At 59.8% G+C, this 14,659-nt stretch carries 19 protein-coding genes; 6 read left to right on the top strand and 13 right to left on the bottom strand.

What is annotated here, in order from left to right; translation table 11 throughout:
• Positions 1 to 54 precede the first annotated feature (54 nt).
• Positions 55 to 654, bottom strand: a complete 600-nt coding sequence (locus AC1RMF_RS17210; protein ID WP_493143057.1) for a hypothetical protein — start codon at positions 652 to 654, stop codon at positions 55 to 57.
• Between the two features lie 147 nt (positions 655 to 801).
• Entirely contained in the window at positions 802 to 1,479 is a 678-nt protein-coding gene (locus AC1RMF_RS17205) for a PEP-CTERM sorting domain-containing protein (RefSeq protein WP_493143055.1), read from the bottom strand.
• Between the two features lie 296 nt (positions 1,480 to 1,775).
• On the opposite strand from AC1RMF_RS17205, the gene AC1RMF_RS17200 reads away from it, so the two are divergent.
• A complete protein-coding gene (locus tag AC1RMF_RS17200) occupies positions 1,776 to 2,222 on the top strand; it encodes a hypothetical protein (protein ID WP_493143053.1) in 447 nt (148 codons plus the stop codon).
• 44 nt (positions 2,223 to 2,266) lie between these two features.
• On the opposite strand, the gene AC1RMF_RS17195 is transcribed toward AC1RMF_RS17200, so the two are convergent.
• The 8 genes from AC1RMF_RS17195 to AC1RMF_RS17160 form a co-directional block, all read right to left on the bottom strand.
• Positions 2,267 to 2,764 carry a GNAT family N-acetyltransferase gene (locus AC1RMF_RS17195; RefSeq protein WP_493143051.1) on the bottom strand — a complete coding sequence of 166 codons (498 nt, stop codon included), beginning with the start codon at positions 2,762 to 2,764 and terminating at the stop codon, positions 2,267 to 2,269.
• 10 nt (positions 2,765 to 2,774) lie between these two features.
• Positions 2,775 to 3,845 (bottom strand): molybdenum ABC transporter ATP-binding protein, encoded by a 1,071-nt coding sequence (modC, locus tag AC1RMF_RS17190; RefSeq protein ID WP_342619229.1) that lies wholly within the window; start codon positions 3,843 to 3,845, stop codon positions 2,775 to 2,777.
• Positions 3,842 to 4,507 (bottom strand): molybdate ABC transporter permease subunit, encoded by a 666-nt coding sequence (gene modB / locus AC1RMF_RS17185; RefSeq protein WP_493143049.1) that lies wholly within the window; start codon positions 4,505 to 4,507, stop codon positions 3,842 to 3,844. The genes modC and modB overlap by 4 nt, the downstream gene beginning before the upstream one ends.
• 12 nt (positions 4,508 to 4,519) lie before the next feature.
• A complete protein-coding gene (locus AC1RMF_RS17180; protein ID WP_493143048.1) occupies positions 4,520 to 5,086 on the bottom strand; it encodes a nitrogen fixation protein NifQ in 567 nt (188 codons plus the stop codon).
• Positions 5,083 to 5,910, bottom strand: a complete 828-nt coding sequence (gene modD / locus AC1RMF_RS17175) for a ModD protein (RefSeq protein WP_493143046.1) — start codon at positions 5,908 to 5,910, stop codon at positions 5,083 to 5,085. Before modD ends, AC1RMF_RS17180 begins: the two co-directional genes overlap by 4 nt.
• A gap of 10 nt (positions 5,911 to 5,920) precedes the next feature.
• The gene (locus AC1RMF_RS17170) at positions 5,921 to 6,307 is read right to left on the bottom strand and encodes a NifB/NifX family molybdenum-iron cluster-binding protein (RefSeq protein WP_493143044.1); all 387 of its coding nucleotides are present in this window, start codon (positions 6,305 to 6,307) and stop codon (positions 5,921 to 5,923) included.
• Positions 6,308 to 6,372: 65 nt separating this feature from the next.
• The gene (gene modA / locus AC1RMF_RS17165; protein ID WP_493143043.1) at positions 6,373 to 7,128 is read right to left on the bottom strand and encodes a molybdate ABC transporter substrate-binding protein; all 756 of its coding nucleotides are present in this window, start codon (positions 7,126 to 7,128) and stop codon (positions 6,373 to 6,375) included.
• A 21-nt stretch (positions 7,129 to 7,149) separates the two neighbouring features.
• Complete coding sequence (locus AC1RMF_RS17160) at positions 7,150 to 7,977, bottom strand: TOBE domain-containing protein (protein WP_493143041.1); 828 nt, start codon at positions 7,975 to 7,977, stop codon at positions 7,150 to 7,152.
• 110 nt (positions 7,978 to 8,087) lie between these two features.
• On the opposite strand from AC1RMF_RS17160, the gene AC1RMF_RS17155 reads away from it, so the two are divergent.
• Positions 8,088 to 8,516, top strand: coding sequence for a TOBE domain-containing protein (locus AC1RMF_RS17155; protein WP_493143039.1), 429 nt, complete (start codon positions 8,088 to 8,090; stop codon positions 8,514 to 8,516).
• A 243-nt stretch (positions 8,517 to 8,759) separates the two neighbouring features.
• On the opposite strand, the gene AC1RMF_RS17150 is transcribed toward AC1RMF_RS17155, so the two are convergent.
• The 3 genes from AC1RMF_RS17150 to AC1RMF_RS17140 all read right to left on the bottom strand — a co-directional run bounded on the left by AC1RMF_RS17150 (position 8,760) and on the right by AC1RMF_RS17140 (position 11,077).
• Positions 8,760 to 9,314, bottom strand: coding sequence for a molybdopterin-dependent oxidoreductase (locus tag AC1RMF_RS17150; RefSeq protein WP_493143038.1), 555 nt, complete (start codon positions 9,312 to 9,314; stop codon positions 8,760 to 8,762).
• 206 nt (positions 9,315 to 9,520) lie between these two features.
• Complete coding sequence (locus AC1RMF_RS17145) at positions 9,521 to 9,931, bottom strand: hypothetical protein (protein ID WP_493143036.1); 411 nt, start codon at positions 9,929 to 9,931, stop codon at positions 9,521 to 9,523.
• A gap of 162 nt (positions 9,932 to 10,093) precedes the next feature.
• The gene (locus AC1RMF_RS17140; RefSeq protein ID WP_493143035.1) at positions 10,094 to 11,077 is read right to left on the bottom strand and encodes an SMP-30/gluconolactonase/LRE family protein; all 984 of its coding nucleotides are present in this window, start codon (positions 11,075 to 11,077) and stop codon (positions 10,094 to 10,096) included.
• Positions 11,078 to 11,201: 124 nt separating this feature from the next.
• Between AC1RMF_RS17140 and AC1RMF_RS17135 the strand changes: the two genes are divergently transcribed.
• The 4 genes from AC1RMF_RS17135 (at position 11,202) to AC1RMF_RS17120 (ending at position 14,657) form a co-directional block, all read left to right on the top strand.
• Positions 11,202 to 12,155 (top strand): LysR family transcriptional regulator, encoded by a 954-nt coding sequence (locus AC1RMF_RS17135; protein ID WP_493143034.1) that lies wholly within the window; start codon positions 11,202 to 11,204, stop codon positions 12,153 to 12,155.
• Between the two features lie 214 nt (positions 12,156 to 12,369).
• Entirely contained in the window at positions 12,370 to 12,627 is a 258-nt protein-coding gene (locus AC1RMF_RS17130) for a Rossmann-fold NAD(P)-binding domain-containing protein (RefSeq protein WP_342619217.1), read from the top strand.
• 181 nt (positions 12,628 to 12,808) lie between these two features.
• Positions 12,809 to 14,398: a methyl-accepting chemotaxis protein gene (locus AC1RMF_RS17125; RefSeq protein ID WP_493143033.1), complete on the top strand. Its 1,590-nt coding sequence runs from the start codon at positions 12,809 to 12,811 to the stop codon at positions 14,396 to 14,398.
• Positions 14,399 to 14,414: 16 nt separating this feature from the next.
• Positions 14,415 to 14,657, top strand: coding sequence for a hypothetical protein (locus tag AC1RMF_RS17120; protein WP_493143032.1), 243 nt, complete (start codon positions 14,415 to 14,417; stop codon positions 14,655 to 14,657).
• Positions 14,658 to 14,659: the final 2 nt, after the last annotated feature.

The following is a 14,659-nucleotide window of genomic DNA, read 5'->3' as shown; positions in this document are numbered from 1 at the left end:
TCCTGGGCCTTGTGGATGAAGTGCTGGTTCCGTGTGAAAGGGGTTGCCAGTGCTTCAGACAATGCTGGTCGCAATATGGTCGAGATCATTGGCAGGCAGCTTTGCCGCACAGACCTCGTTGTGAATGGGTGCCGTCATTGGAATAACCTGCGTCACGTACTGCACCGAAGCAAACTGCCGGGTGGCACTGTCGATTTCCGCGGGAGTTCCCTTCACCTTCAACAGATACTTGTATACGCACAGCGCCGAATCGCAACGCACCAGGGCATTGTGCGTAGCCTTGACGGGGCTCAGTAAGGCAGCAGCGATAAAGAGCGCACACAAGATGAGTGCGCTTCCCATCATGGTAATCAGGACCGATACGACCGGTCCGGCCGAGGCGTAGAAGCCATGCGGTTGCAGGAAGTCGGCAGCGGGTGAAATCAGAATTCCCAGAATGCAACCCAGAAAGGCGCCATTGCAGCCCCAGGCAATCATTCTGTTGCGGATGCTCGCGACTTGTCTTGGCGGGCCTTCGGCTTGGAAGACACGTCCCAGGCGAAGAATATTGTCGGTTGACACGCCTGTTTTCAACAGATCGAGGATGGCTTGCTCAGCGTGGGCTTGGGTGGTGCAGATGAAGGTGCAGCTTGATTCGTCAGGGTTGGGTGGCATGGCTATTCCTCTTGTTCTTGGACTGGACGCCAAGGCTGTGGGCTGATCCAGGGCGATGCGCGCTACGACAGCGCGTGTAAAACATGCAACGCACGACATGGCAAACGGCGCCGGAGTTCGCTCCAGCGCCGCATGACGTGCTGGCGTTTATGCTTTCTTGCGCCGCGCTGCCCCCAGCAAGCCCACAGCTCCCAGTCCCATGAGCGTCACAGTGCCTGGCTCTGGTACGTCATTGGTGGGTGCTGCTCGGTCATCCCACGAGGCCGCCCAGCCCGAGTCGGTGGTGATGATGCCGGAGAAGTTGACGTCCAGCATGAAGTTCTGCCCCTGGGAAAGTTGCTTTCCCTCAGGTGCTGTAAACAGCACCTGCTGATACAGACCACTGATGGTATCCAGGAGGCTGTAGGTCGCTGCCCAGGACGCCCAACTGGTGGAGTCGCCAGCAATTTCCTGCACCATGAATCCATTGCTCAGACCGGACGCGACCGGGGTCTGAATGATGCCTTTGAATCCCGAACCCTGCTGGCTCTTGTTGATTGTCAATTGAAACGAATTGGCCCAGTTGCCCAGTCCATTGCTGAAATTGAGGATGTTGAACGCCTGTGCAGTTTCCTGTTGATCGGCCATCGTGAAGCTGCTGTTGATGTTGGAAGGGCCGTCGCTGGTGACCCACGTGTTACCGAGGTTGTCCACGCCGCTCACAACACCGGTTGTGGCGGTGTTGCTCCCGGAGAAGCTCACTTCCACTGCCTGGGCTGGCAACGCCAGCACCGCCAGACTGACGGCCGACAAGGCCAGGGAATATTTCCCCAATACATTTTTCATATGAAACTTTCCAAGTTGGATACAAGCAAAATTGCAGTAGACGATTCACCCTTCAACAGAAACATGAAAGTCCATTGCACGCATGCAAGCAGACGTTGAATTGAAAATCTCCACCTGCTCGCGATGACATGGTCGCCAAGCAAGCGGCGCTTGTATGTACGTTGCACCCCGTAGCGCCGGTATCTCTGCCAATGGGGCAATGCGTTGGTTTGGGTTGGCTATCGCACAGACCAGTGCGCCTGCCTTTGGCACGCTGTACCCCTGTCATCGCCTTTTGCGGTGAATGGGGAATCAATATGCCTGCTGTTCCAAGCGCTCAACAAAGTATTCGTCGTTGCGTCGGCATCGCCATGGTGGCGCTGCTCTGTGCCCATGTGGCTACCGTGGCCGCGCAGGACCGTGGCGAAAGGGCACGCCGCTTCGAGGCGGATCAACGTGCTTGCCAGGACGGCAAGTCCGGTCAGGCTTTCGAGCCCTGCATGAAAGAAGCCAGGGCGGTACAGGCCCAGCGTCTGGACTCCACGCCTTCTGCCGACGCGGAACAACTCCGGCGCAACGGCCTGATGCGTTGTGATGCACTCAAAGGTGATGATCGGGTGGCCTGCGACGCCAGAATGCGCGGCGAAGGCACGGTCAGCGGCAGCGTTGCCGGTGGTGGGATCTTGCGGGAACTGATCACCACCGATGCACCGGACGGCGCACCACCAAAGCCAGCGCCTGCTGAGTCTGTTCATGGGCAATGAGCGCATGGCCCATCAGAGCCACAACCGATGAATCGAGGGTAGAGTCAGGTGGCTAGCGTTTTGAACATGACATAGGCGTCCACATAGCCGAGAGCTTTGTGTTGAAACGCGCCGGGGAGTGTTCCCACGATGGAAAAGCCGTGCTTCTTCCACAGGTTCACGGCTACTGCATTGGTAGACACAACCAGGTTGAATTGCATGGCCTTGAAACCGCGCTTCACCGCTTCGACTTGGGAGTGCTCGCACATTGCCGATGCGACACCTTGCCCCCGGGCGCTGGGTGCCACAACATATCCACAGTTGCTGACATGTGAGCCAAGTCCGGGCTGGTTGGATTGAAGCTTGTAGGTACCGAGCAATGAACCATCCTCTGCCACAGCGACATACGTGGCGGCAGGTGTTTCAATCCAGACTTTGTGGACCTCCGCTTCAGTGCTTTCGGGGGCGTATGCATAGGTGTCACCGGCTGCGAAAGTGGTGTGGAGCAGAGGCCATAGAAGGGGCCAATCCTTGGGTTCGTAGGGGCGTATGGTTGTTGGCATGGTCCGTAGGTTAGCCGATCAGTGCCACGGCCTTGATCTGCACCCACACCGGCATGCCAGGCGCCAGTTCCAGCTGCGCGGCGGCGCGCTGGGTCAGCCGGGCGAGCAGGGGCGATGTGCCTACATGCAGGCGCAGCAACGCAAGTGCCGGGTGGTAGTCGGTAGCCATCTGGTCAATGGTGGCGGGCAGGCAGTTCTGGATGCTGATGCCGCCCACCTGTTCGCGGGCGATGGATACGTCACGCGCCAGTATGCGCACCCGCACCGCATGGCCTACCGGATGTCCACCGTCGCGCACCCACAGGCTGCCGCCCGGAAACTCCACGCGCGCCAGGTGCCATGCCAGATCACGCTCGACCACCACGGCTTGCAGCACCACACCAGCGTCTTCGCCCAGATGCACCGGCAGGTCCAGCCGGGCCAGCGTGTCGGTAAGCGGCCCACTGGCCACCACACGCCCCTGATCCATCAGCACCATGTGGTCGGCCAGCCGGGCCACTTCGTCCGGTGCGTGGCTGACGTAGATCACCGGAATGTCGAGCTCGTCATGCAGGCGCTCCAGATACGGCAGGAACTCGTTCTTGCGCGACTGGTCCAGCGCCGCCAACGGCTCGTCCATCAGCAGCAGGCGCGGACTGGTCAGCAGCGCACGTGCAATGGCCACGCGCTGGCGCTCACCACCCGACAGACCCTGCGGCATACGGTCCAGCAAATGGGCAATGCCCAGCAGCGCTACCACGTCGTCCCACGCTACCTTGCGCTGCGCTGGCGTGACCCGCTTCAGACCGTACTGCAAATTGCGCCGCACATCCAGATGCGGGAACAGCCCCGCCTCCTGGAACACGTAGCCCAAGGGGCGCTGGTGCGTGGGCAGGAAGGACTGCGGGCTTTGCCACTCCTCGCCGTTCACGGTCAGTTGCCCTTGCGGTGCACGGGTTAGGCCGGCCATGCAGCGCAGTACCGACGTCTTGCCGCACCCCGAGGGGCCGAACAAGGCCGTAACGCCCTTGCCCGGCAGGTCCAGGTTCACATCCAGCGTGAAGCTGGGGTAGGACAGATGGAACTGTGCGTGGATGCTCATGAAGTCCGGTTCCAGCCGCGGCTGTACAGCACCAGCAGCACCACGAACGAAAAGACCAGCATGCCGCCAGCCAGCCAGTGCGCGTTGGCGTATTCCAGCGCTTCCACATGGTTGTAGATGGCCATGGACAGCACCTGTGTCTTGCCCGGGATATTGCCGCCAATCATCAGCACCACACCAAACTCACCCACCGTGTGGGCAAAGCCCAGCACCGCCGCGGTGATGAAGCCAGGGCGCGCCAGCGGCAGGGCCACGGTGAAGAAGGCATCCCAGGGCGAGGCGCGCAAGGTGGCAGCGGCCTGCAATGGTTGCTCGCCCATGGCAACAAAGGCCTGCTGCAGCGGCTGCACGACAAAGGGCATGGAGTAGATCACCGAGCCCACCACCAGGCCGGCAAAGGTAAAGGGCAGCAGCCCCAGACCCAAGGACTGTGTTATTTGACCCACGGGCCCTTGCGGCCCCATCAGCACCAGCAGATAGAAGCCCAGCACTGCAGGCGGCAGCACCAGCGGCAGCGTCACGATGGCGCCCACCACATGACGCAGGCGTGAGCGGCTGCGCGCCAGCCACCAGGCCACGGGCGTGCCAAACAGCAGCAATAGCAAGGTGGTGAGCCCGGCGAGTTTGGCGCTCAGGGCAATGGCGGCGATGTCAGCAGACATGGGCAATGGGATCTATTCCTCTTTGGCGTAGCACTTGTTGTAGTCCGCACATTCGCCGCACGACGGTGCCGGGCATACATAGATGCCCTCGCGGCTGCAGTAGTGGCGGTAGAGGAACTTCTTCCACTTCATGTCACCCGTGTTCAGCGCGGCCAGTGCCGGAAAGGCGGTGGTCATCAACAGGGACAGCTCGCCCCGGTTGGCCAGGCCCAGGTCTTGCCACAGATGGTCCCGGCCGGAGCAGCCGTAGGCCACAATCTGCGCCAGCCAGACTTCGGATGCACTTTGGTGAGCGCGGTATTCCAGCAGCAGGTTCTGCAGATCCTCCTGCTCCACGATGGCTTCGCCGGGGCCGTCTTCCAGCCACAGCGTGTCGCCGTCAAAGTAGTCCTGCCAAAGTGTTTGAAATGTCGCCAGTGGCAAACCCAGTGTGGCACTCAGAACGCCCAGGTTCAGCGAGCGCCCGGCCAGCATGCTGGCCAGCACGGAACGCAAAGGATCAGCCTGTGCAGCAGCACTTGCAGGCCGTGCCAGCAACTCGGCTTGCAGCAGCTCCCTGTGGTTGTGTGATGCATTCATGGCAGGCGACGAAAATGGACTTGCACGTCCTTGGGGCTGGCAGTGTAGGGCGCTGACGTTACCAGAAAGTCCGCGCCTGCGGCCACATAGGCGGCAGCATTGTCAGCGCGCACACCGCCTGCAGCAGCCAGCAGTGCGCAGCCGCCTCCGTGCGGTCCTATGGCAGCGCGGCAAGCAGCGACTTGCTCTGGCGTGAACTTCTCCAGTTGCAGCACATCGGCATCTGCCCACTGAAGCGCCTCATGTACCGAGGCCACTTCGACCACGATTTTCTTCTCGGGCTGCTGGCGGCGCAGGCGTGCCAGTGTGGCGGCCGGTGGTTCGTCCAGAAACAGGCGGTGCTCTGCAAACACCAGTAGGGTTTCCGACAGGCCCAGCCGGTGCATGGTGGCGCCACCTGCCTGTACTGCCTTCACGGACAAGGCCTTGGTGCCCGGCACGTTCTTGCGGGTACAGGCAACGGCTACGCCTTGCGCAGCCGCCACGATGGCAGCGGCTGCGCTGCCAATGCCGCTGGCCCACTCGATCAGCGTCTGTGCGGATTTCCAGGCGCTGTGCAGTGCTGTGGCCGAACCGCGGGCCTCCAACATCAGCCCGTCGGCCTGCAGCAGGCTGCCGCTGGTCGCAACCACTATGCTTTGGGCTCCGGCCAGGGTGAACAGGCGCGCGGCTTCTTCGGTGGCAACCACGGTCATGGCCTGGCGTGCATGGAAGGCGATGTGCGCTGCCTGTGCACCGATGCCCAACGCTTGCGTCGTCAGGTCGCCGCAGGGCACGTCGTCGGCCAGCAGGGCCAGCAATTGGGTGTCGTTGAGTGCCAGCATGGATGCGCACCTAGTGCCGGGAGAACAGGTCACGCACCTTGCACAAGGTGGTGGTGATGTCAAAGCGCGTGTCCGGCAGGGCAACACCTGCCAAGATTTTTTCCAAGGCCTGCGTGGGTTGGGTCTCGCCGGTCAGTAGTACCTGCGTGCCCCACTTCTGCATGTGGCTGATGTAGCCGTCACCGGCACTGGCCGCCACCACAATCTCCACACCGTGCAAGGGGTGCGGGCCGTCGTCATGGAAGTTGTGTGGCAACTGCTCTGTGGTAAGCACCACGCGCTGCGGCTGCAGCACCGGCGTGCCGGGCTGGCAGTCAAACACCAGCCAGTCGTGCGCCTTGCCCGCATGGCCTGCGACCTGGCTCCAGTCGTCCTTGGTTGCCACTGCAATTTTCATGGTTCAGGTTCCGGTTGCCTTCAATTCCAGCTCAGCAAGCCATTTCCATGCCCGCTGCTGCTGCATCAGGAAAACTCGTAGCCAAACGACTTGATCACCGCACGGGCCTTGTCGCCCTTGAGGTACTTCATCAGCGCTTCCACTGCGGCATTGCCCTTGCCCTTTTCCAGAATGATGGCGTCCTGTTTGATGGGGGTGTACAGGTTGGCGGGCACCAGCCAGGAAGAGCCTTCGATCTTGCCGTCCTTGAGCACTTGCGAGAGCGCCACAAAGCCCAGCTCCGCGTTGCCGCTGGCAATGTACTGGTAGGCCTGTGTGATGTTCTCTGCAGTCACGACCTTGGTTTGTAGGGTTTCGTACACGCCCAGTGCCTTCATGGTCTCCACGCCGGCAGCGCCGTAGGGTGCAAGCTTGGGGTCGGCCAGGGACAGGTGCTCAAAGCCGCCCTTCTTCAACACGGACCCCGCGCCGTCTAACAGTCCAGCCTTGGCCGACCACAGCACCAGCTTACCCACCGCGTAGGTGAATTGGCTGGGCCCCGTGGCCGCACCTTCCTTTGCCAACTTGGTCGGCGTTTCATCATCCGCAGCCAGCAGGATTTCAAACGGTGCGCCGTTCTTGATCTGGGCGTAGAACTTGCCGGTGGATCCAAAGGATGCAACCACCTTGTGGCCGGTTTCCTTCTCGAATTCTGTTGCAATCAGCTTCATGGGCGCGGTGAAGTTGGCAGCCACGGCCACCGAAATTTCTTCGGCATGCGCGGGCAAAACGGTGAAGAGAAGGGCCGCCAACAGACCCGATACGCGATGAGAAATGTTCATGACAACTCCTTGGTAAATAAATCAGTCGACGGCAGCCAGGAACACGGCAGACGCCTTGAATACGGCAGTGGCAGTCTGGCCCGCCACCAGATCCAGCCGCTTGACGCTGTCATCGGTGATGACAGCGGTGATCACGTGTTGCCCGCCCGGAAGCGAGAGCGTGACTTCGGCGTTCACCGGCCCTTGCTGGATGCGGGTGACGGTACCGGTGAAGCGGTTGCGCGCGGAGATGCGCTTGTCATCCCCCACCAGCATCAGGATAGAGGAAGCTTTGACAAAGGCCAGCACGTCGCGGCCCACACGCAAGTCCATCTCTTCCGCCGACTCGCGCGTGACGATGGCGGTGAGTTGCAGCGTGGGCGAGAGCGCTATCGTGACTTCGGTGTCCACCACGCCCTCCTTGACATCTACCACCGGGCCGGCGAACTGGTTGCGCGCACTGGTCTTCATGGACATTCTCCTGAGAATCTGACGGAAGTCGTCGACATCGCACACGCCACTTTGCTGCAGATTGCTGGTGAGTTTTTCCAGCGCCAGTTGCGACTCTTTTTCCAGCGCGCGGTAGAAGGCAATCAGGCGCCGGGCAAAGGCAGTGAGTTCGGTACCGCCGCCATGTTTGCCGCCGGCAATGCGCGTCACCAGCGGCTCGGGTGCCACGTTGTTCATGTCGTCCACTGCATCCCAGGCCGCCTTGTACGACAGGGGAACGGCCTTGGCAGCCTGCGAGATGGAGCCCGTCTTGTCGATGGCCTCCAGCAGACGGATGCGCTTGTCGCCCAGAAAGTTGCCCAAGCCCGTGTCGATCTGCAGCTTGCCGGTCAGCTTGGTGGCGGTGGTTTTCAAAGGCATGTGGTGTCGGGCCAACGAAGTTGGCGTTGTGGTGGAAAAGGAAAAACGCTTGGGTGCACCATGGACTGTCGTTCAACCGGGCTTTGGCCCCTCACAACAGGAAACTCACCATGACCATCAGCGCACGCAATGTATTCAAAGGCACCGTTACCGAGATCAAGGATGGTCCCATCAATGCCGAGATCGAAATCACCACGGCGGGTGGCGACAAGATCGTGGCCATGCTGACCGAAGCCAGCGTCAAGTCGCTGGGTCTGGCCAAAGGCGCGCAAGCCGTGGCAGTCGTCAAGACGCCCTGGGTGACCTTGCTGTCGAGGACACCCGAATACCGCTTTAGTGCCCGCAACCAGCTCAAGGGCACGGTCAGCACCCTGACCAAGGGCGGCGTCAACTCCCACGTTAAGGTGGCACTGGCCGGTGGGGCCACTGTCAGTGCCATGGTGACCAACGATGCCGTGGTCGAACTGGGCCTGGCTGAAGGCGCAGCGGTGATTGCGCTGTTCAAGGCCAGCCATGTGCTGGTTGGCGTGCCGGTCTGAGCGTTGGGTAGACGCGTTCATTTTCTGCACATGGACAGGGCGGGAAAGCGCTTGCGCGCCTCCAGCCAATTTCGGAGATCCTGAAGCTGCGGTGCAGGCACAGTGGCGCTGCCGTCGTCAGGTATTTCGTGGCATACCCGCGCGGGCGCGGTTTGCCCCAAGCCTTCTGCCGCGGCGTACCCGCGCGCCGCCTCGGTTGGCGGCAGTTCGCTTGGAGCAAGGGGCTGAGGGCTGCACATGGTTTCAGTCCACCAGCGTGGCCCGTATGTCGGCCAGCCAGCGTACATGGCGTGGTCCGGTCTTGCTGTCCTGCAATGAGATCAGTGCAAAGCGCCCCTCTTCGTCGCCAAGCGGTTTGCTTTCCTTGGTCACCATGACGTAGACGCCTTCACCAATGGACGTGTTGTAGAGCTCGTTCCAGGAGAACACGGCCTTGTAGTCATCGGTAGCCGTGGCAACTACGATGGTTTTCTTCAGATCGTTGTGGTCCCTGGCAACGATCTGCGCCTTGTCCAGCAGATCGGTCAGGCGGATGCCGCTATAGCCCGAGAGCACCCGCAAGATATCGCCGGTTCGTCCGCGCAAGGGAGTGTCGGCAATCGTGACCTTGGCGAAGTCGCCCAGTGTTTCTGGTGTCAGCAGCACATCGCGTTGCACCCGGCCACCCACGCGCAACTGCAGGCTGACACGACCGGCAGCGTCGCCGCCCGCCGCAGGGTGGGCTACCGCCATCGTCGAGCCCAGAGCCAGCAGGCCACACAACAGCCTGCGGTGATTGTCAGGGGGACCAGTCATCATGCTCTGCCTTTCATGTTGGTTACAGGACACGGTGGCGCACAAGAGGCGACAAATCCGACAAAACCCGTGATCGCTATAGCCTTGAGCAAATAGCGTGCCGCTGGAACGTTGGCGTAGAATCCGTATTCGTTATTTACTTTACTATATAACGTATTCCAAAAGAAAATCCCGCTATTTCAGGTGTTTGGAAACCGTTGCATCGGTGCTCATCGCGGCATGTGGTCACTGAGCGATAGGATGGTTTGCGACCCGTGCTGACCCAGCCGATCCTGCGTAGTGCGGCACACCAGCCAGCGTTCGTCCACCAGTCGCCACGAGGTCAGCGTCTCCGCGTATACCGGTGTCTCGTAAAACACCTCGTCATCGTCAGAGCGCAATTGGGTGAGCACAAAGCGGTATTCGCAAAAGCATGGGGCATTGGCAGCATCGCGGCCCTGGGTGCGTTCGGCCTGCATCTCGTATTCATGGAACACGTCAATCGAGACGGGTGCCACCACCAGATCCAGGAGATCCGGCGGCAGATCCGCAAGCCAGCGCTGCGCCTGCGCATGGCGCACAGGACAGTCGGGACGGGCCAGCAAAGCGTCTGGTAACTCTATATATAGCGCGGTTGGCATGAAAACCTCCACAAATTGTTGCGATCAGGACAAACGCTACACAGCGGATTGGACAACTCCGACAAAGCTGGCTCGCGCCGAGTGCAGAGGCAAATTGCGTGCCTTGTCGGCAGACGTCCAACCCGAACGGCTCCAGTCAGCCGGGGTTGAACATTTGACGCATTAGTACTTCTGCAGCAGATACGCGCTGACCTTGGGGGCCTCCTTGTCCAGCAAGGTATCCAGCCGCGAATTCAATACATAGAGGTCCCTGCCTACGATGGCGACGGATGTCGGGAATGCGTAGGCTGTCTTGCGCGCGGGCTGCAGCGTGGCAGATTTCCAGCCGTCTCTGGACACCAGTTCCACGACTTGGTTGCTGCCTGCACCTTCCACCAGGACCAGATGGTCCTTGTCACGCAGTTGCATGCCGTCGGCGCCGTTCACCGCCTCGGGCAGGCTCACGCGCTGGATGTCTGCGCCGTTGCGGATACTGATGCGAAAGACTTCGCCGCTGTTGTACTTGTTGACCAGCAGATAGCCGTCCGGGTGGGCCACGATGCCATTGAGGTTGAAGCCCTCGCCCTTGAACAGGTCGCTTTGAGCAAAAACACTGGCCTGGCCCTTGGTATCCACACGGTAGATCACGGGTGCAAAGCTGTCGGTGATGTAGACATTGCCGGCGGCGTCCACCGCAAGGTCATTGGCCAGTTTGCCGCCTCCTGCCATCAGATTGCTCAGATCATGGTAGGCGCGTCGCTCGCCGGTTGTGGCGTCGTAGGCGGCCACGGCTGCCAGCTTGTAGGCGGTTGCTTCGCTGCTGCGGATGGAGGTGCCCAGGTCACCGATGGCCACCCAGAGCAGGTTGTGCTGCAGATCCAGGGTGACGCCCAGGGTGGAAACCAGCTTCTCGTCCTGGATGAACGGTGTGTAGACGCCCTGCAGGGTGACCTTGCCAATGGTGCCCGTGTGCACCGAGCTTACAAAAAACACCTTTTGTGTGGGGTGCCAGGCCATCCCTTCAGGGTAGGACTGCTCCGCAGTGAAGGTGATGCCTTGCGCCGTCACACCATCGGCGTGGACGATGCCGACGCCAAGCGCAGGCGCAGCAAGCAATGCGGCCAAGGCCAGACTGCGAACGAGTTGGGTTTTTGAAAATAGAGACATGGGGTGCTTTCGGTTCAAAGGGTTGGTGACAGGGTGGATTGTGTTTTTTAGCGATAACAACAACAATCACTTGAAAAGCTAAAGATCTTTGCGTTAGCTGCAAACTAAAAACTGCCACAGTTCCATGCTCGACAACATCCAGGCCTTTCTAGACGTCCATAAGGCGGGCACCTTTTCCGCGGCTGCCAAGCTGCACAACGTGGCTGTGTCGTCGGTATCGCGGCAGATTGATGCACTGGAGCAGTCCCTGGGGGTGGCGTTGTTTCAGCGCAGCTCACGCAGGCTGTTGCTCACCGATGCGGGGGAGCAATTTCTGCCGCGAGCGCAGCTCATCGTCTCGGAAATGGTGGATGCCAAGGCCGCGCTGCTGGACGCGCAAGCCGAACCGCGTGGTCTGTTGACGGTCACCGCGCCCTCCATCTTCTGGCGCTTGCACATTGCACCCACTGTGGCCAGCTTCATGGACAAATACCCGCAGATTGAGCTCGAACTGCAACTCAGCGACCACTGGGTGGACCTCACCGCGCAAAGGGCGGACGTGGCCATACGCATAGGTGCCTTGCCCGACAGCGACCTGGTCGCCACCCGACTGGCGCCCATGTTGCGCATTGCCTGTGCCAGTCCGCAGTACATCAAGCAGCACGGTCACCCAGCAAAGCCACAAGACCTGCTGCAGCACAACTGCCTGTGCGTGAATTCAACGCCATCGGGGTTGTGGAGCTTTCCAAACGTCAACCAGGGCAAGCCGCTGCCCGTGCAGGGGCGCATACGCAGCAACGACATTGACTCCCTGCTGGCAGCCGCGGTCGCCGGGCTGGGTGTGGCGCATCTGGCCAATTGGCTGGTCTACCCCAAGATTGCGTCAGGCGAGTTGGTGAACCTTTTCCCTGATTCGGTAGCCGTAGCTGCGGCTCAGGCAGCCACCAGCCAGGTACCGGCCATTCATGCCGTGCGGCTCAAGGGGCGGTCACACTCGGCCAAGGCGCAACTGTTCATCAACCACCTGAAACATGCGTTTGGTTCGCCGCCGTATTGGGATCAGGGGACATTGCCGGTACGTGCAAAGCGCGCTGGCTAAATACTTGACAGAAAGGATGGTCAATCCATGAAGTTTCGAATGTTTGCGCCAAGGGGTCCTGGACTTCGGCGCGCCAACTTTTGATCGCGAAGTCAAAGAACTTGCCACGGCGTGCCTGAAGTCAGGAGAGCCTTTGTACGCCGCGTCTTGCATTGGCATCGGCAAAGAGAGTCAAAAATGGAGCGAGGATGACATCAAGAGGCTCGAAATTGGCGTGGTGGGCGAAGCCGGATTCAACAGCCTGGCCATTTTTCGCTCGGGCATCATCGCCGGCAATGTGCACACGCCCACGGTGCTGGCATGGATGGGAAGACTCATTCCTGGCCCATTGGGGGCGATTGATCAGAGTGACATTGGCCGTGCTTTTGTCGGTGAATTTCTGCAGGGCAGCGGTGGGACGACGATTCTGGAAAATGCCCTCATGAAGCAGCGTTCTCGCGGCCTTTTGCAAGGCCAAATTGATACGGATTAATTCGGTATCGAGTGGTAGCTTCGCTTCGATGAATATGCGGCCGCCTGAGTGAACAGGCTACATCGCACATCTTCCATGGACCGAAGAAAAACTGGCTGCACGCGCGCCGCTTATGTAATAGGATGCCCGCAGGCGCGCTTGCCTACATTACGTTACGCAAATACTGTAAAGGAGAATTCCTATGAGCAGTTTGAAGATTGGCGCAAAACTCGGTCTGGCCTTCGGAGTCATCGTAGCGCTCACCATCAGCATGGGCCTCTTTGCTATATCACGTATAGCAGGCATGACCGGGACGATCGTGGATCTGGGCGAGAACGCCCTGCCGAGCGTAATGACCATTTATGAGGTCCGCACCAAGGTGAACGACTTGCGACGTCTTGAGGCCAATTCCATTCTTGCCGATGACAAAGAGCGCGCTTCACTGCGTCAGCGTATCGATGCCGCAAAGGCCGACGCACGCAAGAGTCTGAAAAGTTACGAGAGTCTGTTGAGTGATGCAGAGGATCGGCGACTCTATGAAGACGATGTTGTGAAAGTCGAAGCGTACTTTTCCATGTCGGCCAAGTTGCTGGCACTGCTGGACAAGGGTGAAGCAGGAGCAAAAGAGGCCACTGCGCTTCTGTTCGGTGAGTCGCGTGCCACATACAACCCCATCAGTGCGGCATTGGATGCGCATGTCAAATACAACGTCAAGCTGGCAACGAACTCGGGCATCCAGGGCAAGGCGGCCGCTGACAGTGCGCGAATTGCCACCATCGGAGTGCTGGTGGCCGTTGTGATCATTGGCATTTTGCTGGGTGTCACCGCGACCCGAATGATCGTGGGACCTGTGAACTTGGCTGCGCAGGCGGCAGCGGCTGTCGCATCCGGTGATTTGACCAAAACCATTGAAGCGGATGGTCAAGATGAAATTGCACAATTGCTCAAGAGCATTCAATCCATGCAACAGAGCTTGACCAAAACTGTTTCTGCGGTGCGTCGGGGCTCTGAGAGCGTTTCAACCGCCAGCGCGGAAATCGCCCAAGGCAATCAAGATCTCTCAAGCCGGACCGAAAGCCAGGCCAGCGCATTGGAAGAGACAGCTGCCTCCATGGAGGAGCTTTCCTCTACGGTCAAACAAAATGCAGACAATGCCCGCACGGCCAATCAGCTTGCGCAGAGTGCATCTACCGTGGCCGTGCAGGGGGGCGAGGTTGTCGGCAAGGTGGTGGAAACCATGAAGGGCATCAACGACTCCTCACGCAAGATTGCCGACATCATCAGTGTGATCGACGGCATAGCGTTTCAGACCAATATATTGGCTTTGAACGCAGCCGTAGAAGCGGCACGTGCGGGCGAGCAGGGGCGTGGTTTTGCAGTGGTTGCTTCCGAAGTGCGGTCCTTGGCAGGTCGAAGTGCGGATGCCGCCAAGGAAATCAAGAGTCTGATCGGCGCCAGCGTAGAGCGGGTGGAGCAAGGTACCGCCTTGGTGGACAGGGCCGGTGAAACCATGGTTGAAGTGGTGGCCTCCATCCGGCGCGTTACGGACATCATGGGAGAAATAAGTGCCGCCAGTAGCGAGCAATCTCAAGGAGTCAGCCAGGTGGGAGAGGCCGTCACGCAAATGGACCAGGCCACGCAACAAAATGCAGCACTCGTCGAAGAGATGGCCGCCGCCGCTTCCAGTCTCAGGAGTCAGGCGCAAGACCTGGTTCGAGTGGTTTCTACTTTCAAGCTCCGCGCCGATGAAGATGGCGCCCAACTTTCATTGGCATCGCCCGTCTTCGGATAGATTTTAGGAGCGGACAATGACCACGGAACCCGAAGACGATGAAGCCAGGATACTTGCAATGCTCTTGCAATTCCGTGACTCTTTGACCGAAATGTCCCTCATGCTGAAAGACTATCAGGCGAATTTGGATGTCATGCGGCAAGGCCCTGCCATCAAGACCTCCTCTCTGTACGTGGAGTCGGTTCGCCGACATGCGGTCACGGTGCACGAGCGCAAGGCCGTGATGCCCACAACGGACAATGAACCGAATCACAACTGAAT

The sequence above is a fragment of the Rhodoferax sp. GW822-FHT04A08 genome (assembly GCF_058801025.1).
This window is presented reverse-complemented; position numbering and strand designations above follow the sequence as displayed.

Excerpts from the sequence above, each read along its gene's own strand:
- AC1RMF_RS17210 (WP_493143057.1), bottom strand. The coding sequence starts at position 654 with ATGCCACCCAACCCTGACGAATCAAGCTGCACCTTCATCTGCACCACC.
- AC1RMF_RS17205 (WP_493143055.1), bottom strand. The coding sequence starts at position 1,479 with ATGAAAAATGTATTGGGGAAATATTCCCTGGCCTTGTCGGCCGTCAGT.
- AC1RMF_RS17200 (WP_493143053.1), top strand. The coding sequence starts at position 1,776 with ATGCCTGCTGTTCCAAGCGCTCAACAAAGTATTCGTCGTTGCGTCGGC.
- AC1RMF_RS17195 (WP_493143051.1), bottom strand. The coding sequence starts at position 2,764 with ATGCCAACAACCATACGCCCCTACGAACCCAAGGATTGGCCCCTTCTA.
- modC (WP_342619229.1), bottom strand. The coding sequence starts at position 3,845 with ATGAGCATCCACGCACAGTTCCATCTGTCCTACCCCAGCTTCACGCTG.
- modB (WP_493143049.1), bottom strand. The coding sequence starts at position 4,507 with ATGTCTGCTGACATCGCCGCCATTGCCCTGAGCGCCAAACTCGCCGGG.
- AC1RMF_RS17180 (WP_493143048.1), bottom strand. The coding sequence starts at position 5,086 with ATGAATGCATCACACAACCACAGGGAGCTGCTGCAAGCCGAGTTGCTG.
- modD (WP_493143046.1), bottom strand. The coding sequence starts at position 5,910 with ATGCTGGCACTCAACGACACCCAATTGCTGGCCCTGCTGGCCGACGAC.
- AC1RMF_RS17170 (WP_493143044.1), bottom strand. The coding sequence starts at position 6,307 with ATGAAAATTGCAGTGGCAACCAAGGACGACTGGAGCCAGGTCGCAGGC.
- modA (WP_493143043.1), bottom strand. The coding sequence starts at position 7,128 with ATGAACATTTCTCATCGCGTATCGGGTCTGTTGGCGGCCCTTCTCTTC.
- AC1RMF_RS17160 (WP_493143041.1), bottom strand. The coding sequence starts at position 7,977 with ATGCCTTTGAAAACCACCGCCACCAAGCTGACCGGCAAGCTGCAGATC.
- AC1RMF_RS17155 (WP_493143039.1), top strand. The coding sequence starts at position 8,088 with ATGACCATCAGCGCACGCAATGTATTCAAAGGCACCGTTACCGAGATC.
- AC1RMF_RS17150 (WP_493143038.1), bottom strand. The coding sequence starts at position 9,314 with ATGATGACTGGTCCCCCTGACAATCACCGCAGGCTGTTGTGTGGCCTG.
- AC1RMF_RS17145 (WP_493143036.1), bottom strand. The coding sequence starts at position 9,931 with ATGCCAACCGCGCTATATATAGAGTTACCAGACGCTTTGCTGGCCCGT.
- AC1RMF_RS17140 (WP_493143035.1), bottom strand. The coding sequence starts at position 11,077 with ATGTCTCTATTTTCAAAAACCCAACTCGTTCGCAGTCTGGCCTTGGCC.
- AC1RMF_RS17135 (WP_493143034.1), top strand. The coding sequence starts at position 11,202 with ATGCTCGACAACATCCAGGCCTTTCTAGACGTCCATAAGGCGGGCACC.
- AC1RMF_RS17125 (WP_493143033.1), top strand. The coding sequence starts at position 12,809 with ATGAGCAGTTTGAAGATTGGCGCAAAACTCGGTCTGGCCTTCGGAGTC.
- AC1RMF_RS17120 (WP_493143032.1), top strand. The coding sequence starts at position 14,415 with ATGACCACGGAACCCGAAGACGATGAAGCCAGGATACTTGCAATGCTC.